We start from the raw sequence: 26136 nt of genomic DNA on the forward strand, positions 1-26136 counted from the left end.
AGAGTGAGCATCGCCCAGATCGTCGAGTCCGTCGTCGACGGACCGCTGCCGCTGCGCGTCGAGGCGTACGACGGGTCGAGCGTCGGACCCGTCGGCGCCGACGTCCGGCTGCGCATCGAGAACCGGCGCGGGATGTCCTACCTCGCGACGGCGCCGGGGGACCTCGGGCTGGCGCGCGCCTACGTCACCGGCGACCTCACGGTGCACGGCGTGCACCCCGGCGACCCGTACGACGTGCTCGCCGCGATGTCGAGCATCCGGTTCCGCCGCCCGGGGCGCGAGCAGGTGCTCGAGCTCTCGCGGATGCTCGGGATGAAGGGCTTCACGCCGCCGCCCCCGCCGCCCCAGGAGAGCCTGCCGCGCTGGCGCCGGCTCGCCGAGGGGCTGCGCCACTCGACGGTGCGCGACGCCGAGGCGATCCACCACCACTACGACGTCTCGAACCGGTTCTACGAGATGGTCCTCGGGCCCTCGATGACCTACACCTGCGCCTGCTACCCGACGGCGGACGCGTCGCTCGAGGAGGCGCAGGAGAACAAGTACCGGCTCGTCTTCGACAAGCTGCGCCTGCAGCCCGGTGACCGGCTGCTCGACATCGGGTGCGGCTGGGGCGGGATGGTCCGCTACGCGGCGCGCCGGGGCGTCTCGGTCGTCGGCGCCACCCTCTCGCGCGAGCAGGCGCTCTGGGCGCAGAAGGCCATCGCCGAGGAGGGGCTGGCCGACCTCGCGGAGGTCCGGCACACGGACTACCGCGACGTGCGCGACACCGGCTTCGACGCCGTCTCGTCGATCGGCCTGACGGAGCACATCGGCGTGCGCAACTACCCGGCGTACTTCGGGTTCATCCGCGACCGGCTGCGGACCGGCGGGCGCCTGCTCAACCACTGCATCACCCGGCCGCACAACCGGCGCACCGAGACCGGCGCCTTCATCGACCGCTACGTCTTCCCCGACGGCGAGCTGACCGGCTCGGGGCGGATCGTCAGCGAGGTGCAGGACGCCGGCCTCGAGGTGCTCCACGAGGAGAACCTGCGCGAGCACTACGCGCTGACCCTGGCCGGCTGGTGCGCGAACCTCGTCGAGCACTGGGACGAGGCCGTCGCCGAGGTCGGCGAGGGCACCGCACGCGTCTGGGGCCTGTACATGGCCGGATCACGACTCGGGTTCGAGCGCAACGAGATCCAGCTGCACCACGTGCTGGCCGTCAAGACGGACGCGGAGGGCCGGCACGACCTGCCGCTGCGCCCGTGGTGGTCCGCCTGACGCGGCTCAGGGCCGCGGGCGCAGCCCGTCCCACACGAGGTCGGTGAGGTCGTCCGAGAGCTCGTCGGCGGTGCGGCCACCGGCGGCCGCGCCGTCGGCGAGCCATGCGTCCGCGGCGGCCCGGACCATCCCGACGAGCGCGACACCCCAGAGGTGGTGGGCCCCGAGCAGCCCCGCGACGTGGTCGGCGATGCGGCCGGTCATGCCGGCGGCGACGTCACCGGCCGGTCGTTCGCCCGGCGGCAGGATCGGCGCGTTGACGATGAACCGGTAGACCTCCGGGTCGTCCTCGACGAGGTGCAGGTAGGCGCCGATGACGGCGCGGACGAGCTCGCGCGTCGGGGTGGCCCCGGCGGTCTCGCCGGCGGCGCGGGTGATGCCGCGGATGATCGTGCCGTCGACCCGGTCGGCGACCCCGGCGTAGAGGCCGGCGCGGTCGGTGAGGTGGCGGTAGACGACGGTCTTCGAGGTGCCGGCCTCGGCCGCGATCTCGTCCATCCCGACCTGGGCCCCGTGCCGCCGCACCGCCCGGACGGCGGCCTCGACGAGCTCGCGGCGGCGGGCGAGCCGGTGCTCGTCCCAGCGCGCGCTGCGGCCGTCCGGGGCTGCGCTCGAGGTCACGGGAGCCGACGGTAGCAGGGACCGGCGGTACCTGTTACCTTCGGTATCGGATACAAGCGGCGGGGACCCCCGCCGACCCGGCAGACCCAGGAGCCACCCGGTGCCCACCACCCGTCGCGCCGCCGTCCTCGGCGGCAACCGCATCCCCTTCGCCCGCCAGTTCGGCCCCTACGCGGAGGCCTCGAACCAGGACATGCTGACCGCCACCCTCGAGGGGCTCGTCGCCCGGCACGGGCTCGCGGGGGAGCGCGTGGGGGAGGTCGTGGCCGGCGCCGTCATCAAGCACAGCCGCGACTTCAACCTCACCCGCGAGGCGGTGCTCGGCTCCAGCCTCGCGCCCGACACCCCGGCGTACGACATCCAGCAGGCCTGTGGCACCGGTCTCGAGGCGACGATCCTCGTGGCCAACAAGATCGCGCTCGGGCAGGCCGACTCCGCGATCGCGGGCGGGGTCGACTCGGCCTCCGACGCGCCGGTCGTCGTGCCCGAGCGGCTGCGCCGCAAGCTGCTGCGCCTCTCGCGCGCCAAGACCCCGGCCGACCGCGCCCGGGCCGCGATCACGTTGCGCCCCACCGACCTCGGCATCCAGGTGCCGGCGGCCACCGAGCCGCGCACCGGCATGTCGATGGGCGAGCACATGGCGATCACCGCCGCCCGGTGGGGGGTCACCCGCGAGGCGCAGGACGAGCTCGCCCTCGCGTCGCACCAGCACCTCGCGGCCGCCTACGAGCGCGGCTTCTTCGACGACCTCGTGACGCCGTACCTCGGGCTGACACGGGACCAGAACCTGCGCCCGGACACGACGCTCGAGAAGCTGGGGTCGCTGCGCACGGCCTTCGGCTCAGGCCCCGACGCGACGATGACGGCCGGCAACTCGACGCCGCTGTCCGACGGCGCCTCGGCGGTGCTGCTCGGCTCGCAGGAGTGGGCCGCCGCCCACGGGCTGACGCCGCTCGCGTGGTTCGTCGACGGCGAGACCGCCGCGGTCGACTACCTGGGCGGCGAGGAGGGCCTGCTCATGGCGCCGGCCTACGCCGTCCCGCGGATGCTCGCCCGCCAGGGCCTGACCCTGCAGGACTTCGACCTCTACGAGATCCACGAGGCCTTCGCGGCGACCGTGCTCTCGACGCTCGCCGCGTGGGAGAGCCCGGAGTTCTGCCACGAGCGCCTCGGCCTCGAGGCGCCGCTGGGCAGCATCGACCGGTCGAGGCTCAACGTCAACGGTTCCTCCCTGGCCGCCGGCCACCCGTTCGCGGCGACCGGTGGGCGCATCGTCGCGTCGCTGGCCAAGCAGCTGCACGAGAAGGGCTCCGGCGCACGGGGGCTCATCTCGATCTGCGCCGCCGGCGGGCAGGGCGTCGTCGCCATCCTCGAGGCGGCCTGAGATGCCCCGCTCGGACGGCTACACCTCCTTCGTCAACAGCGGCCTCGGCCGGCGGCTCGCCTCCTCGCTCGGGCTGCCGCAGCCGGTCCCGCTGCGCCGGTACTCGCCGGGCGCGCCGCTCGTCGAGGGTCCGGTCCTCGTGGGCGGCCACGACGACACCCCCGCGGTCGGGGCGCTGCGCGACGGTCTGGCCGCCGCCGGGGCCGAGCTCGTCGACACCGTGCCCGACGGCGCGCGGCTCGGCGGTGTCGTCGTCGACCTCACGGCCGCGCGTGCGCCCGAGGACCTCGAGTCGCTGCGCGCGACCCTCGGTCCGGCGCTCAAGCGGCTCGGGCGCTGCGCCCGCGTCGTCGTCGTCGGCCGTCACCCCGAGGCCGCGGCCACGGTGGCCCAGCGGGCCGCGCGGCGGGCGCTCGAGGGCATCACGCGCTCGGTCGGCAAGGAGCTGCGGGCCGGCGCCACCGCCAACCTCGTGCTCGTCACCGAGGGATCCGAGGCCGCGGCGCTCGGGACGGTGACGTTCCTCCTGTCGGGCCGGTCGGCGTACGTCGACGGTCAGGTGTTCCGGGTCGGCGAGGGGGAGGCGGCCGCACCCGCGGACGCCGAGCGCCCGCTGGCCGGCAAGGTCGCCGTCGTCACCGGGGCTGCGCGCGGCATCGGGGCCGACATCGCCCGCACGCTGCACCGCGACGGCGCCACCGTCGTCTGCGTCGACGTGCCCGCCGCGGGCGCCTCGCTGGCCACGGTGGCCAACGCCGTCGGGGGGACCGCACTGCAGCTCGACGTCACCGCGGCCGACGCGGGTGCCCGCATCCTCGAGCACGCCCGCACCCGGCACGGTGGCCTCGACGTCGTCGTGCACAACGCGGGCATCACCCGCGACAAGCTGCTGGCCAACACCGACGCCGACCGCTGGGACTCCGTCGTCCGCGTCAACCTCCTCTCGATCCTCGCGATGAACGAGACGCTCCTCGCGAAGGACGGTGTGCGCGAGGGCGGCCGGGTCGTGCTCGTGTCGTCGATCGCCGGTATCGCCGGCAACCGTGGCCAGGCGAACTACGCGGCGTCCAAGGCCGGCGTCATCGGTCTCGTCGACGGGTACGCGGACGACCGTGCGCTGCGCCGACGAGGCATCACGGTCAATGCCGTCGCACCGGGCTTCGTCGAGACCGAGATGACCGCGCGCATCCCGCTCGGCACCCGCGAGGTGGGGCGCCGGCTCAACAGCCTCGCGCAGGGCGGGCTGCCGGTCGACGTCGCGGAGGCCATCGCCTTCTTCGCCGGTGACGCCCAGGCCGCGGTGTCCGGCAACGTCGTCCGCGTGTGCGGCCAGAGCCTGCTCGGGGCCTGACGGTGGCCGTCGAGACACTGGCGACGCTGCCCGCGACGGCGCCCCTGCTCGCCCGGGGAGCGGTCACCGCGCGTGGCCGCCGGGGGAGCGAGGTGCCCCAGCGGACGCTGCGCGTCGAGGACGTGCGCGTCGACCGGGGCCGGCTCGCGGCCTACCAGCGGCTGACCGGGTACGACGTGTCCGACACCGTGCCGCAGCCGTACCCGTGGGTGCTGGCTTTCCCGCTGCAGACGGCGCTCATGACGCGACCGGACTTCCCGTTCGCCCTGCCGGGGCTGGTCCACCTCGAGAACCGGGTCACGACGCACCGCCCCCTCGACGCCTCGGAGCCGCTGACGCTCGACGTGACGGCGAGAGACCTCCGTCCGCACCGGAAGGGGCGCACGCTCGACGTCCGTCTCGAGGCGCGCGTCGACGACGAGCTCGTCTGGACGTGCGACAGCGTCTACCTCTCCCGCGGTCGCGGCGACGAGGACGCTCCGCGCGGCGACGCCCCGCCGCAGGCCCCGGACGGGCCGGCCGTCGCCGTCTGGCGGCTGCCCGACGGGCTGGGGCGTGAGTACGCCGGCGTCTCCGGCGACGTCAACCCCATCCACCTGCACCCGCTGGCGGCGCGGGCGATGGGCTTCCGGCGGCACATCGCCCACGGGATGTGGACCTACGCACGCACCCTCGCGGCGCTCGGCCGGACCTCGCTCGGGCCCTCGACGAGCCGGGTGTGGTTCACCAAGCCCGTGTTCCTGCCGAGCACGGTCGAGCTCGTCGTCGGGCGCGCACCGGGTGCCACCACGGCCGCGCTGCGGTCGCGTCGGGACCCCCCGACGACGCACCTCGTGCTGACGCTGGAGGCCTGACCCGGCGGTTCCGTCGACCTCCGGCGGTGGCTAGGGTCGGGAGGATGACCACCCAGGCCACGGCCCGCCGCGGCGTCCGCGCGACCCTCGAGCGGTGGGGCGACACCGCCCGGGCCGTGCTGCGTGGCCCGGGGCCCGAGCGCGACGACGCCCTGATGCTCGTGAAGTCGGCGGCGGCCGCCGTCCTCGCGTGGCAGCTTGCCGTCGTCGTCGTCGACAGCAGCACCTCGTTCTACGCGCCCCTCGCGGCGCTCCTCGTCGTCGACCGCACGATCGTCCGGTCGCTGTGGCAGAGCGTGGAGCGCCTCGTCGCCGTCGTCGTCGGGATGAGCGTCGCCTGGGGGGTCGGCAACCTCGTCGGCGTCACGTGGTGGTCGATGGTGCTCGTCCTCCTGCTGGCGCTCGTCATCGGCCGGTGGGACCGGCTGGGGGCGCACGGCATCCAGGTGCCGACGATGGTCCTGCTCTCGCTGCTCAGCCTCCAGTGGGACAGCGTCTCGTTCACCGCGGCGACCATCCTCGACACGATGCTCGGCGGTGTCGTCGGCGTCGTCGTCAACGCGGTGGTCCTCGCCCCGATGCACCTGACCGGTCCGCGGCGCGCCGTCCTGGAGCTGACCGAGCGGCTGCGGGGCCTCCTCGACGACATGGCCGAGGGGCTGCGCGCGGGCTGGGACGCCGACGTCGCCCGGGGCTGGCACGACCGGGCGACCAGCGTCGGGGTGGACGTGCCGGCGGTCCTCGAGGCGGTCGAGACCGGCCGCGAGAGCACGCGGCTGAACCTGCGCCACCGGCTGCGCCCGGCCCGCATCGACTGGGACGGGTACGTCGGGGCCGCGCACGCGGTGCAGCGCAGCCAGTGGCCGGTCGCCGGGATCGCCCGCACCCTCGCCGACGCGGCGGCCGAGTCGCCGTGGCAGGCGTCGCCCTCGCCCGAGTGGCTCGGGTGCTACGCCGAGGTCCTCGAGCACCTCGGCGCGGCGGCGGCCCGGTTCGGCGTGCACCGCGGCGAGTCCGACCGCGAGGTGCAGGAGCACCTCGACGCCGCCGTCGCGGCCCTTCAGCAGCTCGCGGACGAGGTGCGCTCGACACCGCTGGACGACCCCCGGGCCTGGCCGGCGTACGGCACCCTCGTCGTCGAGGCGCACCGGCTCGTCGAGGAGATCCGCGCCGGCCACGCCGGGGCGGCCGTCCCGACCGACACGGGGGCGCTGCGCGCACCGCTCGCCGAGGGCATCGCCGGGATGGCCGGAGCCCGCGCGCAGGAGGCGTTGCGGCGGCGCGAGGGTGCCGACCGTGCGTCAGGTCCCGAGGCGTAGCACCCGGGTGTAGAAGGCGAGCTCGCGCTCGAGGGCGTCGACGACGGTCTCCGGGCGGCGGAAGCCGTGACCCTCGCCCTCGTAGACGGCGAGCTCGACGTCGTGGCCGGCGGCGCGCATCGCGGCGGCCATGTCCTCGGCCTGCGCCAGCGGGACGACCCTGTCGTCGGTGCCCTGGAGGAGGAGCAGCTCGCCGTGGAGGCGGTCGGCGTGGTGGACCGGCGAGCGGTCGCGGTAGACCTCCTCGCCCTCGGGCCAGGGCGCGACGAGGCGGTCGCAGTAGCGCGACTCGAACTTGTGCGTGTCGCGGGCCAGGGCGGCGAGGTCGGCGACCCCGAAGAGGCTCGTGCCCGCCGCGAAGACGTCGCTCGTCGTCATCGCGCGCAGGACGACGTACCCGCCGGCGCTGCCCCCACGGGCCGCGAGCCGGGTGGCGTCCGCGCGCCCCGCCTCGGCGACGGAGCGGGCGCCGGTCACGCAGTCGTCGATGTCGAGCACGCCCCAGCGGGCGCGCAGACGGTTGCGGTAGGCGCGGCCGTAGCCCGTGCTGCCCGAGTAGTTGACGGTGAGCACCGCGAAGCCCCTGGTCGTCCAGAACTGGGTCGAGGACAGGTAGGAGGTCTCGGCGCGGCTCGTGGGTCCGCCGTGCGCGAGGACGAGCAGCGGGGGTCGCTCGTCCTCCGGCCCGGTGACGCCGTCGAGGCACGGAGGGTTGAGGAAGCCGTGGACGACGTCGCCGTCGGTGTTGGTCCACGACCACGGCTCCGGCTGCGAGACCGACGCCGGGTCGGGGTCGTTCGGGGCGGAGGAGGCGAGGACGCGGAAGGGCCCGCCGGCCGGGCCGCGGACGACCTGCGGCAGCCCGTCGGTGCGGCCGCGCTTGAACGCGACCTCGTCCCCGGCGGCGGTCAGGTGGTCGTGGAAGGAGCCCGCGCCGGCGCTCGGGACGACCACGCCGCTCGACGCCTCGAGGACCCCCAGGCCCTGACCGGCCTCCTCGAACCAGCGGACGAGGACGCGGTCGGCGTCGAGGACGGCGAGGTCGCGCATCCCGAGCGACCACTGGGGCTGGGCGTGGTCGGCCTCGGTGGCGTGGACCGGGTGCGGACCGTCGCCGGCGTCGCGGTGGACCAGCCACCAGCCGGACTCGTCGGAGACGAACCAGAGGGCGCCGTCGGGGCCGAAGGTCGGCTGGGCGACCGAGACCTCGTCGCCGCCCGCGACGACGTGGGGCTCGCCGGCGCCCTCGTCGGTGAGCCGGGCGCGCAGGAGCCGCGTGGTGTCCCACGGCATGTCGGGGTGGTCCCACGTGACCCAGGCGAGGTCGGTGCCGTCGGGGGAGACCGCCGGCCGGGAGACGAAGTCGGTGCCGGTGTGCAGCACGAGCCCGCCGTCGATGTTGTCGCCGTGGAGGTCGAGGCGGACCAGCTCGTTCGCGGGCTCGCCGTCGCCGGTGTGGTCCTCACGCACGGCGAACACGTGCTCACCGTGGAGCACGAACCCCGCGTAGCGCCGGTTCGCCTCGGGGGTGATGGCGACGGGGTCCGTGCTGCCGGGGTCGAGCCGGTGGACGCGGTCGTCGCCGAGGTGCGAGAAGACGACGGTGCCGTCGGCGACGGCGTACGCCCCGCCGCCGTACTCGTGGACGCGGGTGCGGACGTTCCAGGGCGCGGGGAGGAGCTCGGTGCTCGCCGTGCCGTCGTGGCGGACGAGGGTCTGGCGTCCACCCTCGCGCGGGCGCGACTCGAGCCAGTAGGTGTGCTCGCCGTCGGCGCGCACCTCGTCCAGCATCACCTGCCCGCCGGTGAGGTCCTCGGGGGAGATCGGGGAGGGCCAGGTGCCGTAGGGGAGGGTCCGCATCGGGCGAGCCTAGGCGTCGGGGCGCTCAGGCGGGCAGGAGTGTGAGCAGGTGGTCCTCGAGGGCCGAGCGTCGGGGCGGGTCGGTGCCCCACCCGAGCAGCGGCGGTGCCGTCCCGTGGTGGGTGCGGCCGGTCGGGGTGGTCGTGCGCAGGGTGTGCGGCGGGCCGCGGACGAGGTCGACCCGCCAGCCGGGTGCCTCCTTGACCTGGTTGCAGCGGGCGCACCGACCCCCGGCGTTGACGTAGCTCGTGGGTCCACCGAGGCGCACGGGCTCGGTGTGGTCGGCGTGCACGACCGGCGCGTCGCACCACGGGGTGGAGCAGACGTCGTCGCGCAGCACGACCATCCGGCGCAGGAGACCGGCGAAGGTGCGCCGGCGCGCGTCCATCGCGACGAGGTCGCGGCCGTCCGGCGTCGTGAAGAGCCGACGCAGCCACACCGAGGCGGGCCCGGCGTCGCGCACCCAGGCGCGGGCCACCGGGGCAGGGACCGAGCCGTGGCCGGGGACTCGGGCCGGCTCGTCGACGGAGCGGTCGGGGTCGCCGAGACCGAGGAGTGCGCGGTCGGTCATCACGAGGTGGACCTCGACGGGCTGCACCTGGCCCGGGAGGAGGCCGGCGAGCAGCCGCAGCGCGGTGTCGGCGGCGACGGCCCCGGCACCCCGGCCCTCCGGGGACTCGTCCGGGCACTGCCCACCGACGACGGCGCGGGCGCGGGCGGTCAGGGCGGCGTGGGCGCCGATGACCTCGCGCATCGGTCCGAGCACGGTGAGCCAGGCCATCCCGTCGGGGGCCGGGCGGACCGACACCCGGCGCGAGCGGACGGCGGCCTCCGTCCGGGCCACGACGGAGGCGGCGTCGAGCTCGGCGGCGACGCGCCGGGCCGCTCGACCGAGCGCGTGCGGGGACAGCGCCGGCATGACGGCGGCGAGGCGGGCGTCGACCTCGGCGCGGTGCTCGCGGGTGAGCGTCGCGGTCTCGCGCGTGACCTCGAGGGCGTGCCGCTCGCCGATCGCGCCCGTCGTGAGGTGGGCCAGCGTGGCGGGCAGCTCCTCGACGAGCGCCCGCGAGAGCCCGACGAACCGGTCACCGAGCGTCGGCGACTCCCGCCGGGCGAGGGCGACCTCGGAGCCCACCGAGCGCAGCGCGTCCTGCGGGGCGGCGGCCTCGCGCGAGCGGCGGACGGCGTGCACCGCGCGGGCCTGAGCGGCGGTGGCGGCGCCCTTGAGCCGCTCGAGCTCGTCGACCAGCGCGAGGCGGTCATCATCGCTCATCGTCGCGATGTCGCTGTGCGCCAACGACTTTCGCACGTCCGCCATCCCCTCGACCGACCCCCGGTCGAGGGCCGCGGTGCGAGCCGTCCCCTCCATGACCCAAACCTAGACGCGACCACCGACAGCCCCTCTTCGGCGACGGACGACGGCGCGCCGGCACGACGGCGACGTCCGTGCCCCCTAGCCTTCCGGTCGGAACGGACCGGGGAGGGGACGGGATGCACGCAGTCGTGGACGCCCGGTCCGTGCTCCGTGGCGGTCGCGCGGCCCGGGAGCGGCGATCCGTCCCGGTGATCGCGGCACCGCACGCGGTGGTGATCGCAGTGGGGGTCCTGGCGCTGGCCGTGAGGATGCTTCCCACGGCGGTCTCCGGTGGTTGGCTCGCCCTCGGCCGTTACGACGACGGCGTCTATCTCGGGATGGCGGTCTCGCTGCTCCACGGCGAGCTGCCCTACCGGGACCTCGTGATGCTCCACCCACCGGGGAGCACGGTGCTCCTCGCACCGCTCGCCGGGCTCGCCGCCGTCCTGCCCGACCATGCCGTCCTCGTGGTGGCGCGCACGGCGACGATGGTCGTGGGGGCCGTCACCGCGGGCGGGGTCGCCTGGCTCCTGCGCGCACGCGGTCCCCGGGCCATGGGCTTCGCCGGGGCTGCGTACGCCGTGTTCGTCCCCGCGGTCTACGCGGACTCCTCCGTCACGCTGGAGTCCGTCGCCAACGCGGTGCTGGTCGGCGCCGTCCTCCTCCTCACCCCGCGGTCGCCGTCGTCACGGCGCGTCGTGGTCGCGGGTGCGCTGCTCGGCCTCGCGGCGACGGTGAAGATCTGGGGCGTCGTCCCCCTGCTCGTGGTGCTGGTGTGGCTCGGCCTCCGGGAGGGCCGGGCCGCCGTGCGTCGTCTCGCGCTGGGCGCCGTCGGCGCGGTGGTGGTGGTGTGCCTGCCATTCTTCGCCCTCGCACCCACCCGCATGTGGCGAATGGTGGTGCTCGACCAGGTGGGTCGCCCGGACACCAACCCGGGACCGCTCGTCCGCCTGCCCGCGGTGATGGGTGCCCCGCGGCTCGACCCGTCGAGCGGACCGTTGGCTCATCTCGCCGTCGACGGTGCCGGGTGCGTCATCGCGGGCGTCTTCGTGTGGCTGGTCGTCCGATGCGTCCGAGCCGGGGAGGTGCTGCCGGCGGCGCTGCTCACGACCGGTCTCGTCGTCCTGCTCACGAGTCCGAGCCACTTCCTGCAGTACGGCGCGCTCGTCGCCGTGCCGCTCGCCTGGTGCGTGGGGGGCGCGGTCCGAGGTCCACGGCCTGCGGGGGGCGCGGCGCTCGTCCTCGTCCTCGCCGCCGTCTGCTCCCTCACCCTCGTGCCGGGCCGACAGCTCGACCCGCACTTCGTCCAGCGCGTGACGGCCACCAGGGGATGTCTGGCCGCCGACGACCCGACGGTGCTCATCGTCACCGACACGCTGTCCCGCAACCTGAGGACCGGATGCCCGACGTGGATCGACGTCACGGGGACCGCCTACGACATCGAGGGGATCCGCCCGGCGGACGGCGAGTACGTCGCCCGTGGCCGTAACGGGTACTGGCGGTACGGGATCGTCGGGCCCTACCTGGAGGGGAGCGAGGCGTTCGTGCTGGGCCGCCCCTCCACCGGGGTCGACCCCGACCAGCTCCGCTACTGGGAACGGGCGGCCGAGACGACGCGCAGCGGGGCGCACACGCTGTTCGAGACCACCTGTCACCGCCGGCAGGACACGACGATCGTCCCCTTCATCCGATGGGTGAACGAGCACCGCGGGGACGAGGAGGCGGCGCTCGGCCGTGTGCACGGGTCGTGCCGGTGACCAGGACGGGCGTGCCTCAGCGCAGGCGGACGCCGACCTCGGCCGCCACCGCCTCGACCATCGTCGTCAGGCGCGCGGCGCGGGCGGGCATCGTGCGGCGGTAGGTGGCGAGGGTGAGGATGCCGGGGCCGACGAAGGACCAGGCGCGCGCCCGGGCCCACGTCGCGTCGTCGGCACCCGCAGCCGAGCGGAACGTCGCCCGGGCGGAGGCCCCGAACAGCCCCCAGGCGTAGAGCAGGTCGACCGAGCGGTCGCCGACGCCGAGCCCGCCGAAGTCGACCACCCCGGTGAGGTGGCCGTCGTCGGCGCAGAGCACGTTCTCGGGGGAGAGGTCGGTGTGCACCCAGCACGGGGGAGCGGACGCCGGCGGCACGTCCCGCAGCCGGCGCCAGGCCTCGCGGACGGCGGTCGGGTCGAGGAGGTCGGCGAGCGCATGCGCCGCCTCGTCAGCCCAGGCGTCGATCGTGTCGGTCACCGGCTCGCCGCTGCGGTACCCCCAGTGCTCCGGCCCGACCGGCACGCCGGCGACGGGGAGCGCGTGCAGCGCGTCGACGAACGTCCCGAGGTCGCGCGCGAGGCGCTCCTCGTCGTCGGCCGTCAGCGCCAGCGGCATCTCGCCCGGCAGCCAGGTGACGACCGACCACGGCCGGTCGAAGTCGGCGCTCGGACGTCCCACGGCGATTACCTCGGGCACCGGCGTCGGCAGGGACGGCCCGAGCTGCGGCAGCCAGCGCGCCTCCGTGAGGAGGTCCGGCACGTACCGCGCCTCGCGCGGCATCCGCACGGCGAGGTCGTCCCCGAGCCGGAAGACCACGTTGCTGCTGCCGCTCGTCGGGCTCGGGCGGACGGGCAGGTCGGCGAGGTGCGGCAGCTGGTCGCGCAGCAGCCGCGTCACCAGGCTCGGCGAGGGCGGCACGGCGGCGGGCGAGGGCGGGGGCACCGGGACATCATGCGGGCGCCGTGGTGGATGGCGGTGCCAGACTCACCGCCATGACGGACCCAGGGACGGCCCCGCGGCCCTACGACGAGCTCGACGAGGAGGGCCAGGTCGAGGCGCTGCGCCCCGCCGCGCTCGACGCCGCCGCCGAGTTCGGGCTGGACGTCGACCGGATGGAGGTCCTGCTCCACGCGTACAACACGACCTTCCGCGTCGACACCCGCGACGGCCGGCGCCTGGCGCTGCGCGTGGGGACGAACTCCAAGAGCACCCCGGCGAACGTCCTGGCCCAGCAGGCGTGGCAGGAGGCCATCGCGACGGAGACCGACGTCGTCGTGCCACGGCCGCTGCGCACGCGCGCGGGGGAGTGGTTCGCCCGCACCACGCCCGCCGCGCTGGGCCGCCCGGTGCTCGTGACCGCCGCGTCGTGGCTCGACGGCGACGACGCGCGCGACGGGGCCGGGGCGGAGTGGGCGCACGCGCTCGGCCGCGCCACGGCCGCGCTGCACCGGCACGCCGCCACCTGGCGGATGCCCGACGGCGCCGGGCTGCCGCGCTTCGACGAGCCGCTCTTCGGCGACGCGGACGTGCTGAGCAGCGCGCCCGGGCTCGACGCCGACGGTCGCGCGGTCGTCGCCGAGGGGATGGCCCGCGCCCGCGACGTCTTCGACCGCCTGTACGAGGCTGCCGACGTCGTCCCGCTGCACGCGGACCTGCACGGCGGCAACCTCAAGTGGCACGAGGGACGGCTCGCGGTCTTCGACTTCGACGACGCCGGCCTGGGGCTGCCCGTCCTCGACCTCGCCATCACGACCTTCTACCTGCGGCGTGGCGGGGACGAGGCGGCCGAGGTGGCGCTGCGCGACGGGTACACCGACGTCCTGCCGTGGCCCGACGTCGCACCGGCCGATGTCGAGGCGCTCGTCGCGTCCCGCCAGCTGCTCCTGGCCAACGACCTCCTCGCATCGAGCACGGCCTCGCTGCGCGCCATGGCCGCCGGCTACCTCGTCACGACGGTGGCGAGGCTCCGCCACTGGTTCGACACCGGCACGTTCCGCCTCGACGTCGAGGGCTGACGGCCTCGCCGCGGTCAGAGGGAGTGGTGCACCCAGACCGCCGGCTCGACGTACACCGCGTGGTCGTGCTCGAGGCTGACGTGGACCGGGTTCAGCGCGAAGGGGACCACCACCTCACCCGAGGCGTCGAAGGGCTCGCCGGTCCAGGAGCGCCACTCGGCCAGCGACCCGGAGATCGTCATCGCCCGTGGGCACACCGTACGGATCGTCCCGCCCGCCCTCACGTGCAGCCGCAGCCACGGGTCGGTGGGGAGGCCGTCGGCCCGCACGCGCGACACGTACTCCGTCATCGGGGTGTGCGGCTCGTCGGCCTTGCGGCTGGGCCGCACCGGCGCCACGAGGTCGCGGTACCCCAGCCCGGCGGCGTTGGCGCGCTTGTGCTCGAGGAGGACGGACGCCAGCCCCGTGCCGCGCAGGTCGGGACGGATCGTCACCTCGAGCGCCGACACGTGGGTCGGCCGGCGACCCGCGACCTCGTCGAGCCAGGCCCACCGGATGACCCCGTCCCAGCCGTCGTCGGGCAGCTCGTCGCGGCCGGTGTCGGCTCCGAACGCGAAGGGCACCGAGCACGAGCGGGCGACCGGACGGTCGAGGTGCTCGGCGTCGAACGCGAGGAGCGTGTGGGCGGCGAACGTCGTGCCCGCCCGTGCGAAGAAGAGGTCACCGACCGGGTCCTGCTGCAGGAAGCGCGGCCAGTCGAGGGCGGGGTCCCACAGGTGGTGGGCCATGTCCGGACGCTCGGCGAGGTTGACGACGACGAGGTCCATGGGGTCAGGCTAGGTCCCTCGCGGGGGCGACGTCACGCTCCGCCCGCAGGGGGAGGCGCCGGCTCCGCGACCGTGGTCCGATGGAGGCATCCGACACCCCCGAGGAGGCGACGATGACCCTCTCGCTGACCGACGAGCTGCTGCTGCTCGTCCTCGACCCCGCGAGCGGACGACCCGCGATCGACAGCACGCGGCTGCGGGCCGTCGTGGGAGGAGCGACCGTGGCCGGTCTCGTGCTCGACGGCGCGCTCGCGCTCGACGGCACCGACAAGCGGGCCCGGCTGCGGCAGACCGGCACCGCCGTGCCCACCGAGCCCCGCCTGCGCGAGGTGCTCGACCTCGCGGAGGGCCGTCGGCCCAAGGACGTCGTCTCGAAGCTCGGCGGCGCCGGCGCGTGGCGGGACCGCGCGGGAGCGCTGCGCGACCTGTCGTTCCAGCGGATGACGGTCGCCGGCGTGCTGCGCCACGACGAGACCAGGGTGCTCGGGCTCTTCCCACGCTCCCGCTGGACGGTGCTCGACCCCTCGCTCGTGCCGGCGCTGCGCCACCGCGTCGCTGCCGCCCTGGCCGACGGCGCGCCCGTGCCGGACGCCCGGACCGCCGCCCTCGTCGCGCTCCTCTCATCGGTCGACCACCTCGCCGCCGTCACCGGGCTGCCGAAGCGCGAGGCGAAGCGGCGCGCGGACGCCGTCACCGCGGGGGACTGGGCCGCCCCGGCCGTCCGGGCCGCCGTGGAGCAGGTCAACGCCGCCGTCATGGCCGGTGTCATCGCGGCGACGGCGGCGACGGCCGCCGCGACCAGCTGACGGGCCCGCCACCGGAACTGCCGCGACCCGCCCGGGTGCGCCTCGCTAGCATCGGGGCGTGCCGGGATCCCGGCACGCCCACCACCACGAGGAGACCCTCACCATGGCTGCCCAGATCACCGTCCACGTCGCCGGGAGCGAGCGATCGGTGGCCGAGGGCACGACCTACGGCGACCTCTTCGACGGCGACCGCGCCGTGCTCGTCGCCCGCGTCGACGGAGAGCTGCGCGACCTCCACCTCGCCGCCGCCGACGGCGAGGCCGTCGAGCCCGTGACCGCCGCCGAGCAGGACGGCCTCGACGTCCTGCGGCACAGCGCCGCCCACGTGCTCGCGCAGGCCGTGCAGGAGGTCCACCCGTCCGCGAAGCTCGGCATCGGCCCGCCGGTCCGCGACGGCTTCTACTACGACTTCGACGTCGAGACCCCGTTCACCCCGGAGGACCTCAAGTCCCTCGAGAAGGTGATGCAGCGCATCGTCAACGAGGGCCAGACCTTCCGGCGGCGCGAGGTGTCGGACGCCGACGCCGCCGTCGAGCTCGCCGACGAGCCGTACAAGATCGAGCTGATCGGCCTCAAGGGCGGGGCGGCCGAGGACGCCGCCGAGGGGGCGAGCGTGGAGGTCGGTGGCGCCCAGCTGACCATCTACGACAACGTCCGCCGCGACGGCACCGTCGCGTGGGGCGACCTGTGCCGCGGCCCGCACGTCCCCTCCACCAAGGTCCTCGGCAACGCCTTCAAGCTGATGCGCAGCGCCGCCGCCTACTGGCGCGGCTCGGAGAAGAACCCCCAGCTGCAGCGCGTCTACGGCACCGCGTGGCCGACCAAGGACGAGCTCAAGGCCTACCTCGACCGGCTCGCCGAGGCCGAGAAGCGCGACCACCGCAAGCTCGGCGCCGAGCTCGACCTGTACTCCTTCCCCGACGAGATCGGGTCCGGGATGGTCGTCTTCCACCCGCGCGGTGGTGTCATCAAGCGCGAGATGGAGGACTACGTCCGCCGGCGGCACATCGAGGAGGGCTTCCAGTACGTCGGGACCCCCCACATCAGCAAGGACGGCCTCTTCCACACCTCGGGCCACCTGCCGTACTACGCCGACACGATGTTCCCGCCGATGGAGCTCGAGCACGCCGAGTACCGCCTCAAGGCGATGAACTGCCCGATGCACAACCTCATCTTCCGCTCGCGCGGCCGCTCCTACCGCGAGCTGCCGATGCGCCTCTTCGAGTTCGGGTCGGTCTACCGCTACGAGAAGTCCGGCGTCGTCCACGGCCTGACCCGCGTGCGGGCGATGACCCAGGACGACTCGCACTCCTACGTCACGCCCGAGCAGGCCCCGGCCGAGATCGAGCACCTGCTCAAGTTCGTCGTCGGCCTCCTGAAGGACTTCGGCCTCGACGACTACTACTTCGAGCTCTCGACCCGCGCGACCGAGGGTGACAAGAAGGACAAGTTCATCGGCTCCGACGAGCAGTGGGAGGTGGCGACCGAGGTCCTGCGCTCCACCGCCTCGACCTTCGGCGTCGAGCTCGTCGACGACCCGGGCGGCGCCGCGTTCTACGGCCCGAAGATCTCGGTCCAGGCGCGCGACGCCATCGGCCGGACCTGGCAGATGTCGACCATCCAGTACGACTTCAACCAGCCGCACCGCTTCGGCCTGGAGTACCAGGCCGCCGACGGCTCGCGCCAGGAGCCGGTGATGATCCACTCGGCGAAGTTCGGCTCCATCGAGCGCTTCATCGGGGTGCTCGTCGAGCACTACGCCGGCGCCTTCCCCGTCTGGCTCTCGCCGGTCCAGGTGCTCGGCGTGCCGGTGGCCGAGGAGTTCGTGCCGTACCTGCGCGAGGTCGGGGCGAAGCTCGCGGAGCACGGCGTCCGCTTCGAGGTCGACGAGTCCGACGACCGCTTCCCGAAGAAGATCCGCACCGCGAGCAAGTCCAAGGTGCCCTACGTCCTCATCGCCGGCGGCGAGGACCGGGACGCCGGCGCGGTGTCCTTCCGCTACCGCGACGGGTCGCAGAAGAACGGGGTGCCGGTCGACGACGCCGTGGCCGAGGTGCTCGAGGCCATCCGCACGAAGACGCAGGTCTGACCACCCGTCACGTCCGTCACACGACACGCCGACGACACGCCGCCGGCCTCACAGGTCCGACATTCCTCGTCGGAAACGCTTGCGGCGCAGGCTGACCGAGGAGCAAGATCAGACCACTCCACCACTTCGGTGGCGGAGGGAACGGACCGGACGAAGGACACCAGGCCCCGCGGCCTCGCCGCGAGGAGCCACCGGGTGATGACGGTGGTGGTGACCGGGGAGCCGGACCGCGAGACGCGGAGCATCACGACGCGTCACCCGAGGCCCCGGAACCACTCATACTGGTTCCGGGGCCTCACCCATTCCACCTCCCACGAGGGCGCCGGATGGGCCATGCTGGGCACGTGGAGACGGCGAGGGACGTGCGGGTGCGCGAGGCGCTGCCCACCGACGCGTTCTCGGTCGCGGCGCTGCACATCCAGGACGAGCGGGAGCAGGGGTACGCGCTGCCGCCGGGCTTCCTCGACTCCTTCGCCGACGCCTGGCTGGCCGACCGCGCCCGCCGCACCTGGCTCGCGGAGGACGGCAGCGGCCGGCCGCTCGGGCTCGTGCACGGCACCCGGGTCCAGAAGCTGCCGAGCGCCCGCCGCCCGGCCGACGCCTGGTTCCACGTCAGCCTGCTCTTCGTCACGCCGGACGCGCGCGGCGCCGGGGTGGGAGAACGCCTGCTGCGCACCCTCGTCGCGTGGGCCGTGACCGACCGCGTGACCCGCATCCAGCTCAACGCCGTGCCGGAGGCGCGCGGGCTCTACGAGCGGGTCGGGTTCGGCGCCCCGTCCGAGCGCCTCATGGAGCTGAGGCTCGACCGCCCGACCTAGGGTGGGCGGATGCAGCCCACCACCTCCCGCGGAGTCCTCGTCACCGGCTCGTCCCGAGGGGTGGGAGCCGCCGTCGCCCGGGCCTTCGCCGAGCGCGGCGACCGCGTCGTCGTCCACCACCGCGGGCCCGGCAGCGCCGACCGGGCGGACGAGGTGCTGGGCTCGCTGGCCGGGGAGGGGCACGTGCGCCTGGCGGCCGACCTCGCCGACCCGGCCGCCGTCGAGGCCCTCGCCGCGGACGCCGTGGTGGCGCTCGGGCGCGTCGACGTGCTCGTCAACAACGCGGCGATGATCGCGGAGCCCGGCTCGTCGGCGAGCCGCCGCGGCGACCACCCGCTCGACGCGACGTCGTACGAGGACTGGGTCGCGGTGTGGCAGCGCACGATCGCGACGAACCTCCTCGGCCCCGCGAACCTCACGTGGTGCGTCGCCCGGCACATGCTCGAGGTCGCCCCGGCCGACGGCGTCCCGGTCGGCCGCGTCGTCAACGTCGGCTCCCGCGGCGCGTACCGCGGCGAGCCCGACATCCCCGCGTACGGTGCGTCCAAGGCGGGCCTGCACTCCTTCGGCCAGTCGATGGCGCAGCACCTCGGCCGGCACGGCATCGCCGTCACGAGCATCGCCCCGGGTTTCATCGCGACCGAGATGGCCGGCTACGCGATGGCCGACCCGGCCGCCGCCGAGGCCACCCGCGCCCAGAGCCCCTTCCACCGGGTCGCGCAGCCGGAGGAGGTGGCGGCGGCGGTCGTCGCCCTCGCCGAACCGGCGGCCGAGTGGGCCTCGGGCGCCGTGCTCGACTTCAACGGGGCGTCGTACCTGCGCTGAGCCCGCCGGGGCGACGCACCTAGGATCGGGGCATGGCCGACCTCGAGAGCACCGCCGACTTCGCTGGTGAGCCGGACGGCTTCGAGCGGCTGTGGACCCCCCACCGGATGGTCTACATCCAGGGGGACCGCCCCGACCCCGACGCCGGCGACGGCTGCCCGTTCTGCGCGGCCCCGGGCAAGAGCGACGAGGAGGGGCTCGTCGTCCACCGCGGCGAGCACTGCTACGTCGTGATGAACCTCTTCCCGTACAACCCCGGCCACGTCCTCGTCTGCCCCTACCGGCACGTCCCGCTCTACGTCGACCTCACCGACGAGGAGACGGCCGAGTTCACCCTGCTGACCAAGCAGGCCGTTCGTGCGCTCGAGGCGGCGTCGGCGCCGATGGGCTTCAACCTCGGGATGAACCAGGGCGCGGTCGCCGGGGCCGGCGTCGCGGCCCACCTGCACCAGCACGTCGTGCCGCGCTGGGGCGGCGACAGCAACTTCCTGCCGATCGTCGCGCGCACCAAGGCCGTGCCGATGCTGCTGGAGGACGTGCGCGCCCGGCTCGCCGAGCACTGGCCCGCCTGAGGCACCGTCAGGCGGAGTCGGCCGTGGCCCTCAGGTGCTCGCGGGCCAGGCGGTCCGGCAGCACCTCGTAGCCGCGCGGCTCGCGCCGGAAGGTCCCCGTGCCGTGCGCGAGCGAGCGCAGGGCCACGGCGTAGTCGAGCAGCTCCAGGCGCGGCACCGCCGCCGTGAGCACCGAGCGGCCGGTGTCGCCCTCGGCCGGCTCGGAGCCGATGATCTGCCCGCGTCGGGTGCTGACGTCGGTCATCACCGCCCCGAGGTGCTCGTCGTCGACCTCGACCGTCACGGTGTCGATCGGCTCGAGCAGGCACAGCGACTGCGGGGAGGCGAGCTCGCGCAGCGCGAGCCCGGCCGCGGTCTGGAAGGCCATGTCGGAGGAGTCGACGCTGTGCGCCTTGCCGTCGGTCAGGGTGACGCGGACGTCGGTGACCGGCCACCCGGCGAGCAGGCCCTTGGCCAGCTGCGCGTGCACGCCCTTCTCGACGCTGCCGATGAACTGCCGCGGGACGGCGCCGCCGACGACGACCTCGGCGAACTCGACGCCGGAGCCGCGGGGGAGCGGCTCGAGGGTGAGGTGGCAGACCGCGTACTGCCCGTGGCCGCCGGACTGCTTGACGTGCCTGCCCTGCGCCTGCGACCGGGTCACCGCGGTCTCCTTGAGCGCCACGGCCACCGGCTCCTGCTCGACCCCGACGTTGAAGCGGTCGCGCAGGCGGTGCAGGACGAGGTCGAGGTGCGCGGGGCCGGTGGTCCACAGGACGACCTGGCCGGTCTCGGGGTCGTGCTCGATCCGCAGCGACGGGTCCTCGGCCGCGAGCTCGCGGAACGCGACGGGCATCCGGTCCTCGTCGGCGCGCGTCGCGGCCCGCACCGCCGCCGGCAGCAGGGCGTCCGGCAGCGCCCACGGGGTGACGAGGAGCGGGCGCGCGGGGTCGGAGAGGGTGTCGGAGGTCTGCGCGCCGGCGAGCTTGGTCACGACCACGACCTCCCCGGCCACGGCCTGCTCCTTCGCGAGTAGCTCGCCGTCGAGCGGCGACCCGAGCGACCCGGGCCGCACGTCGTCGTCGTGCGCCTCGTGCCCCTCGCCGGTCGGGCCGTCGAGCAGCTCGAGGTGGCCCGAGACGTGCACGGGGCGGTCCGCGCGCAGCGTCCCGGAGAAGACGCGCACCAGCGAGAGGTGGCCGACGTAGGCGTCGGACTCGGTGTGGACGACCTCGGCGACGAGCGGGCCGCCCGGGTCGGCCGTGATCGGCACCGGGTCGCCGCCGCCGACGGGCGTCACGGTCGGCAGCGGACGCATCCCCGGGTGCGGGAACGCCGCCTCGACGAGGTGCAGCAGCACGTCGAGGCCCGCGCCGGTCTCGCCGGAGACCGGCAGCACCGGGTGGAACGCGCCGTGGGCGACCGCCTGGAGCAGGTCGCGCTCGAGCGTCTCGAACGGCAGGTCCTCCCCGGCGAGGTAGCGGTCCATCAGCTCGGGGTCCTCGGACTCCTCGATGATGCCTTCGACGAGCCCCGGACGGTGGGTGTCGAAGGCGTCGGCGTGCTCCGCGCCGGCGGGCCGCACCGTCCGCGCGCCCCCGGCGTAGTCGTGGATCTCGCCGAGCAGGAGGTCGGCGATGGAGGTCACCGCGCCGTCGGCGCCCGCCACCGGGACCCCGAGCGGCTGGATGCCCGCGCCGAAGTGCGCCCGGCAGTCCTCGAGCGTCGCGACGAAGTCGGCGTCGCGGGCGTCGAGCTGCGTGACGACGACCGCCCGTGGCATCCCGACGACCGCGCACTCGTGCCAGAGCTGGCGCGAGCGGGCGTCGGCGCCGTCCGCGGCCGAGACGACGAAGAGGGCGGCGTCCGCAGCACGCAGACCCGCCCTCACCTGCCCGACGAAGTCGGGGTTGCCCGGGGCGTCGAGGAGGGTCATCACCACCTCCCCGCACGCGAGGGTCGCGGCCCGCAGGCCGGAGGGCTCCGAGCCCTTCGACCGGGTCCCCGACCGCGGGGCGAGCTCCTCGACGACGCGGTCGAAGAGCCGCGAGGTCCCCGCGCCGCTCGGTCCGAGGAGGAGGACGGTGCGCAGGCGGGTGGTGTCCGTGACGGTCGGGGCCGGTGTTCCGCTCATGCCCCCAATCAACTCCTCCCCGGCACCCTGCACAAGAGGATCGCGGGCCCCCACTACGCTGACCGGACCATGCTCAACCGATACGCGCGCGCGTTCTTCACGAAGCTCCTCACCCCGGTCGCCTCGCTGCTCCTGCGGCTCGGCATCAGCCCCGACGTCGTCACCGTCATCGGGACCATCGGCGTGGCCGCGGGCGCGCTCGTGTTCTACCCGCGCGGCGAGTTCTTCGTCGGCACCCTCGTCATCACGGCGTTCGTCTTCTCCGACACCGTCGACGGCATCATGGCGCGGCGCCTCGGGCGCTCCAGCAGCTGGGGCGCCTACCTCGACTCCACGCTCGACCGGGTCGGCGACGCGGCCGTCTTCGGGGGCCTCGTCCTCTGGTACGCGGGCAACGGCGGGAACGCGTACATGGCCGCGCTCGCGCTCGCCTGCCTCATCCTCGGCAGCGTCGTCTCGTACGCCAAGGCCCGCGCCGAGGGCCTGGGGATGACGGCGAACGTCGGCATCGCCGAGCGCGCCGACCGGCTCGTCGCCGTCCTCGTGGCCACCGGCCTCACCGGGCTGTTCTCCATCCCCACCGTCTTCCTCGGGGTCGTCCTCGCCGTCCTCGCGCTCGCGAGCCTAGTCACCGTCGTCCAGCGCATCCTCGAGGTGCGTCGGCAGGCGCTGGGCGCCGCGTGAGGGGAGTGCCGGCGCGGCTCGGCGACGCCGCCGTGCTCGCCGGGCACCGCCTGGGCTGGGCCGCCGTCCGGCGGATGCCGGAGCGCGCCGCCTACCGGCTCTTCGACGCCGTCGCCGACCTCACGGTCGCCCGGGGCGGTGCCGCGCGGATGCGCGCCAACTACGCGCGGGTGCGCCCCGAGCTCGACGACGCCGCGCTCGACGCCCTCGTCCGCGACGGGATGCGCTCCTACCTGCGCTACTACTGCGAGGCCTTCCGGCTGCCGGAGCTCGGCCCCGACGAGCTCGCCGCGCGCGTCCGGCTCGAGGGCGACGCCCCGGTGCGCGAGGTGCTCGACGCCGGCGGCAGCGTCGTCTGCTTCCTCGGTCACCTCGGCAACTGGGACCTCGCGGGCGCCTGGTGCACGGTGCACCTCGGCCCGGTGACGACCGTCGCCGAGCGGCTCGAGCCCGAGGAGGTCTTCCGCGAGTTCCTCGCCTTCCGCGAGGGCCTCGGGATGACCATCCTGCCGCTCACCGGGGGGCCCGCCGTCTTCCCGGCGCTGCGCGAGGCCGCGCGCCGCCCCGGCCTCGTCCCGCTGCTCGCCGACCGCGACCTCACCCACCAGGGCGTCACCGTCGACCTCTGCGGCCACCCGGCGCGGATGGCGCCCGGTCCCGCGGCCCTCGCCCTCGCCGAGCGGCGTCCGCTCTTCCCGGTGTCGATCCGGCACGAGCGACGCGGCCTCGGCTGGGGCATCGTCATCACCTTCCACCCGGCGGTCACCGTGCCGGAGACCGGCGCCACCCGCGAGAAGGTCGTCTCGATGGTGCAGCAGTGCGCGTACGCGCTGGGCTCCGCGGTGCGCGAGCACACCGCCGACTGGCACATGCTCCAGCGCGTCTTCCTCGAGGACCTCGACGAGGACCGCCTGGCGCGGCAGGGTGTGACCTCGTGAGGATCGGGATCGTCTGCCCCTACTCGTGGGACGTGCCGGGAGGCGTGCAGTTCCACGTCCGCGACCTCGCGGAGGTCTTCATCGCGCAGGGCCACGACGTCTCGGTGCTGGCACCGGCCGACGAGGACTCGGACCTCCCGCCGTACCTCACCTCGTGTGGGCGCGCCGTGCCGGTGCGCTACAACGGCTCGGTGGCCCGGCTGACCTTCGGCCCGGTGACCTCCGCGCGGGTCACCCGCTGGCTCGAGACGGGCGGCTTCGACGTCGTGCACCTGCACGAGCCGGTCACGCCGTCGGTCTCGCTGATGGCGCTCTGGGCGGCCGAGGAGCCGGTCGTCGCGACCTTCCACACCTCGACCGTCCGCTCCCGGGCGATGCACGCCGCCAATCCGCTGCTGCGGCCCTCGCTGGAGAAGATCCGCGCCCGCATCGCCGTCTCGGAGGACGCCGCGCGCACCGTGCGCCGGCACCTCGGCGGTGACACCTACATCATCCCCAACGGCGTGCACGTCGACGCGTTCGACGTCGCGCCCCGCCGTCCGGAGTGGACCGGCACCCCGGACGCGCCGACGCTGGCGTTCCTCGGCCGGGTCGACGAGCCGCGCAAGGGCCTCGGGGTCGCCCTCGCGGCCCTGCCGGCGGTCCTCGACGCCCACCCGCGGGCCCGGTTGCTCGTCGCCGGACCGGGGGAGGCCGACGACCTGCTCAAGCGGGTCGAGCCGCGCGTGGCCGCCGCCACCGTCGTCCTCGGCGCCGTCTCGGACGCCGACAAGGCCAGCCTCCTGCGCTCGGTCGACGCCTACCTCGCGCCGCACCTCGGCGGCGAGAGCTTCGGCATCGTGCTCGTCGAGGCGATGGCCGCCGGCGCACCCGTCGTGGCCTCCGACCTCTCGGCCTTCGTCGCGGTGCTCGACGGGGGGCGCGTCGGCGTCACCTTCGAGGCGGGCTCGGCCGCCGCGCTCGGTGAGGCCGTCGTCGGCCTGCTCGCGGACCCCGCCCGCCGCGAGCACCTGTCCCGCGAGGGCCGCGACCGGGCCCGCACCTTCGACTGGTCGCGCGTCTCGGGCCAGGTGATGGCCGTCTACGAGACGGTGCTCGAGGGCGCGCACGCCGAGCTCGCGGAGCCGCCCCGCGGTCTGTGGAGCCGGTTCGTCCGCAGCGTCCCGGGGACGGGGGGCTCGTGAGCGACGTCGACATCCTCCAGGTGACGACCTTCGTCGTCATCGTCCTCATCGTCGCCGCCTGGTACCTCTCGTACGCGGCGGCCCGGCTCGACCGGCTGCACGCCAAGGCCGAGGGCGCGATGAGCGCGCTCGACGCCCAGCTCGTCCGCCGCGCCGAGGCCACCCTCGAGCTGGCCAACAGCGGTGCGCTCGACCCGGCCACCGCCCTGCTGCTCGCGGACGCCGCGACCGAGTCGGTCGAGCGCACGACGGAGCACCCGCTCGCCGAGGACCTCCTCGACGGGCAGCACTTCGGCGGGCGCGAGGAGGTCGAGTCCGCGCTGAGCGAGGTGCTCTCGGTCACCCTCACCGACGACGTCGTGACGCGGCTGCGGGCCGACGGCGACGAGCTCGTCGAGGAGTCGCTCGACCGCATCGCCTCCAGCGCCCTGCGGGTACGGATGGCCCGGCGGTTCCACAACGACGCGGTGCGCGAGGTGCGCCGGGTGCGCGGGAAGTGGGTCGTGCGCGTCTTCCGGCTGGCGGGTCACGCGGCGCTGCCCGAGCGGGTCGAGTTCGACGACGACCTGCCCTCCGCCCTGGCCCGCTGAGCGCTGTCGAACCGTGGTCGGGAGCACCCGCGCGACCGTCCTAGAATCGCGCCCATGACCGAGCAGCAGAGCGCCCCCACGACCACCGGCACCGGCACGACCCGCGTCAAGCGCGGCATGGCCGAGATGCTCAAGGGCGGCGTCATCATGGACGTCGTCACCGCCGAGCAGGCGAAGATCGCCGAGGACTCCGGCGCCGTCGCCGTCATGGCCCTCGAGCGCGTCCCCGCCGACATCCGCGCCCAGGGCGGTGTCTCGCGGATGAGCGACCCCGACATGATCGACTCGATCATCGAGGCCGTCTCGATCCCCGTCATGGCCAAGGCCCGGATCGGCCACTTCGTCGAGGCGCAGGTCCTGCAGTCCCTCGGGGTCGACTACATCGACGAGTCCGAGGTGCTCACCCCGGCCGACTACGCCAACCACATCGACAAGTGGCAGTTCACCGTCCCCTTCGTCTGCGGTGCGACCAACCTCGGCGAGGCGCTGCGCCGCATCACCGAGGGCGCGGCGATGATCCGCTCCAAGGGCGAGGCCGGCACCGGCGACGTCTCCAACGCGACGACGCACATGCGCTCCCTGCGCAAGGAGATCAACCGCCTGCGCTCGATGGAGCCCGACGAGCTCTACGTCGCCGCCAAGGAGCTCCAGGCCCCGTACGACCTCGTCAAGGAGGTCGCCGAGACCGGCAAGCTGCCCGTCGTGCTCTTCACCGCCGGCGGCATCGCCACCCCGGCCGACGCCGCGATGATGATGCAGCTCGGCGCCGAGGGCGTCTTCGTCGGCTCGGGCATCTTCAAGTCCGGCAACCCGGCGCAGCGCGCCGAGGCCATCGTCAAGGCCACGACCTTCCACGACGACCCCGACGTCATCGCCAAGGTCTCGCGCGGCCTCGGCGAGGCGATGGTCGGCATCAACGTCGACGAGATCCCGCAGCCGCACCGCCTCGCCGAGCGCGGCTGGTGACGGCCGGC

23 protein-coding genes are annotated in these 26136 nt (G+C 74.8%); 17 read left to right on the top strand and 6 right to left on the bottom strand.

The window, feature by feature from the left end; all coding sequences use genetic code 11:
- Positions 1-3: 3 nt before the first annotated feature.
- The gene (locus J3473_RS02070) at positions 4-1263 is read left to right on the top strand and encodes a class I SAM-dependent methyltransferase (protein WP_036830344.1); all 1260 of its coding nucleotides are present in this window, start codon (positions 4-6) and stop codon (positions 1261-1263) included.
- 6 nt (positions 1264-1269) lie between these two features.
- On the opposite strand, the gene J3473_RS02075 is transcribed toward J3473_RS02070, so the two are convergent.
- Positions 1270-1884: a TetR/AcrR family transcriptional regulator gene (locus J3473_RS02075; RefSeq protein WP_242525625.1), complete on the bottom strand. Its 615-nt coding sequence runs from the start codon at positions 1882-1884 to the stop codon at positions 1270-1272.
- 100 nt (positions 1885-1984) lie between these two features.
- Here J3473_RS02075 and J3473_RS02080 point away from each other — a divergent pair, with 100 nt between their 5' ends.
- From J3473_RS02080 to J3473_RS02095, 4 genes are read left to right on the top strand one after another with little or no spacing between them, the layout of a single operon-like run.
- The gene (locus J3473_RS02080) at positions 1985-3268 is read left to right on the top strand and encodes an acetyl-CoA C-acetyltransferase (RefSeq protein ID WP_207021702.1); all 1284 of its coding nucleotides are present in this window, start codon (positions 1985-1987) and stop codon (positions 3266-3268) included.
- 1 nt (position 3269) lies between these two features.
- Complete coding sequence (locus tag J3473_RS02085; RefSeq protein ID WP_207021703.1) at positions 3270-4619, top strand: 3-oxoacyl-ACP reductase; 1350 nt, start codon at positions 3270-3272, stop codon at positions 4617-4619.
- Between the two features lie 2 nt (positions 4620-4621).
- Positions 4622-5473: a MaoC/PaaZ C-terminal domain-containing protein gene (locus tag J3473_RS02090; protein WP_242525626.1), complete on the top strand. Its 852-nt coding sequence runs from the start codon at positions 4622-4624 to the stop codon at positions 5471-5473.
- A gap of 44 nt (positions 5474-5517) precedes the next feature.
- Positions 5518-6792, top strand: a complete 1275-nt coding sequence (locus tag J3473_RS02095; RefSeq protein WP_207021704.1) for an aromatic acid exporter family protein — start codon at positions 5518-5520, stop codon at positions 6790-6792.
- On the opposite strand, the gene J3473_RS02100 is transcribed toward J3473_RS02095, so the two are convergent.
- Positions 6775-8652 carry a S9 family peptidase gene (locus J3473_RS02100; RefSeq protein WP_207021705.1) on the bottom strand — a complete coding sequence of 626 codons (1878 nt, stop codon included), beginning with the start codon at positions 8650-8652 and terminating at the stop codon, positions 6775-6777. The two genes, J3473_RS02095 and J3473_RS02100, sit on opposite strands and share 18 nt — an antisense overlap.
- Positions 8653-8677: 25 nt before the next feature.
- On the bottom strand, positions 8678-10021 hold the full coding sequence (locus J3473_RS02105) for a DUF222 domain-containing protein (RefSeq protein ID WP_207021706.1): 1344 nt from the start codon (positions 10019-10021) through the stop codon (positions 8678-8680).
- Positions 10022-10275: 254 nt separating this feature from the next.
- Here J3473_RS02105 and J3473_RS02110 point away from each other — a divergent pair, with 254 nt between their 5' ends.
- On the top strand, positions 10276-11763 hold the full coding sequence (locus J3473_RS02110) for a glycosyltransferase 87 family protein (protein WP_207021707.1): 1488 nt from the start codon (positions 10276-10278) through the stop codon (positions 11761-11763).
- Between the two features lie 16 nt (positions 11764-11779).
- Here J3473_RS02110 and J3473_RS02115 read toward each other — a convergent pair whose 3' ends face one another.
- A complete protein-coding gene (locus J3473_RS02115; RefSeq protein WP_242525627.1) occupies positions 11780-12703 on the bottom strand; it encodes an aminoglycoside phosphotransferase family protein in 924 nt (307 codons plus the stop codon).
- A gap of 50 nt (positions 12704-12753) precedes the next feature.
- On the opposite strand from J3473_RS02115, the gene J3473_RS02120 reads away from it, so the two are divergent.
- Positions 12754-13776 carry a phosphotransferase enzyme family protein gene (locus J3473_RS02120; protein ID WP_207021708.1) on the top strand — a complete coding sequence of 341 codons (1023 nt, stop codon included), beginning with the start codon at positions 12754-12756 and terminating at the stop codon, positions 13774-13776.
- Positions 13777-13790: 14 nt separating this feature from the next.
- Here the strand turns inward: J3473_RS02120 and J3473_RS02125 are convergent, their stop codons facing one another.
- Positions 13791-14543, bottom strand: a complete 753-nt coding sequence (locus tag J3473_RS02125; protein ID WP_207021709.1) for an N-acetyltransferase — start codon at positions 14541-14543, stop codon at positions 13791-13793.
- An 80-nt stretch (positions 14544-14623) separates the two neighbouring features.
- Between J3473_RS02125 and J3473_RS02130 the strand changes: the two genes are divergently transcribed.
- From J3473_RS02130 to J3473_RS02150, 5 genes are all read left to right on the top strand, one after another.
- Entirely contained in the window at positions 14624-15349 is a 726-nt protein-coding gene (locus tag J3473_RS02130) for a GPP34 family phosphoprotein (RefSeq protein ID WP_207021710.1), read from the top strand.
- Between the two features lie 103 nt (positions 15350-15452).
- Positions 15453-17438 (top strand): threonine--tRNA ligase, encoded by a 1986-nt coding sequence (gene thrS, locus J3473_RS02135; RefSeq protein ID WP_207021967.1) that lies wholly within the window; start codon positions 15453-15455, stop codon positions 17436-17438.
- 344 nt (positions 17439-17782) lie between these two features.
- Complete coding sequence (locus tag J3473_RS02140) at positions 17783-18256, top strand: GNAT family N-acetyltransferase (RefSeq protein ID WP_207021711.1); 474 nt, start codon at positions 17783-17785, stop codon at positions 18254-18256.
- 9 nt (positions 18257-18265) lie between these two features.
- A complete protein-coding gene (locus tag J3473_RS02145) occupies positions 18266-19081 on the top strand; it encodes an SDR family NAD(P)-dependent oxidoreductase (RefSeq protein ID WP_207021712.1) in 816 nt (271 codons plus the stop codon).
- 32 nt (positions 19082-19113) lie between these two features.
- Complete coding sequence (locus J3473_RS02150; protein ID WP_207021713.1) at positions 19114-19653, top strand: HIT domain-containing protein; 540 nt, start codon at positions 19114-19116, stop codon at positions 19651-19653.
- 7 nt (positions 19654-19660) lie between these two features.
- On the opposite strand, the gene J3473_RS02155 is transcribed toward J3473_RS02150, so the two are convergent.
- Positions 19661-21766 carry an elongation factor G gene (locus J3473_RS02155; protein ID WP_207021714.1) on the bottom strand — a complete coding sequence of 702 codons (2106 nt, stop codon included), beginning with the start codon at positions 21764-21766 and terminating at the stop codon, positions 19661-19663.
- Positions 21767-21835: 69 nt separating this feature from the next.
- Between J3473_RS02155 and pgsA the strand changes: the two genes are divergently transcribed.
- From pgsA to pdxS, 5 genes are read left to right on the top strand one after another with little or no spacing between them, the layout of a single operon-like run.
- On the top strand, positions 21836-22450 hold the full coding sequence (gene pgsA, locus J3473_RS02160; protein ID WP_030529114.1) for a phosphatidylinositol phosphate synthase: 615 nt from the start codon (positions 21836-21838) through the stop codon (positions 22448-22450).
- Positions 22447-23388: a phosphatidylinositol mannoside acyltransferase gene (locus tag J3473_RS02165; RefSeq protein ID WP_242525628.1), complete on the top strand. Its 942-nt coding sequence runs from the start codon at positions 22447-22449 to the stop codon at positions 23386-23388. The genes pgsA and J3473_RS02165 overlap by 4 nt, the downstream gene beginning before the upstream one ends.
- On the top strand, positions 23385-24572 hold the full coding sequence (locus J3473_RS02170) for a glycosyltransferase family 4 protein (RefSeq protein WP_207021715.1): 1188 nt from the start codon (positions 23385-23387) through the stop codon (positions 24570-24572). The genes J3473_RS02165 and J3473_RS02170 overlap by 4 nt, the downstream gene beginning before the upstream one ends.
- Positions 24569-25162: a hypothetical protein gene (locus J3473_RS02175; RefSeq protein ID WP_242525629.1), complete on the top strand. Its 594-nt coding sequence runs from the start codon at positions 24569-24571 to the stop codon at positions 25160-25162. The genes J3473_RS02170 and J3473_RS02175 overlap by 4 nt, the downstream gene beginning before the upstream one ends.
- 54 nt (positions 25163-25216) lie before the next feature.
- On the top strand, positions 25217-26128 hold the full coding sequence (gene pdxS / locus J3473_RS02180) for a pyridoxal 5'-phosphate synthase lyase subunit PdxS (RefSeq protein ID WP_030529118.1): 912 nt from the start codon (positions 25217-25219) through the stop codon (positions 26126-26128).
- Positions 26129-26136: the final 8 nt, after the last annotated feature.

The sequence above is a fragment of the Phycicoccus sp. DTK01 genome (assembly GCF_017312765.1).
GTDB classification, from domain to species: domain Bacteria; phylum Actinomycetota; class Actinomycetes; order Actinomycetales; family Dermatophilaceae; genus Phycicoccus; species Phycicoccus jejuensis.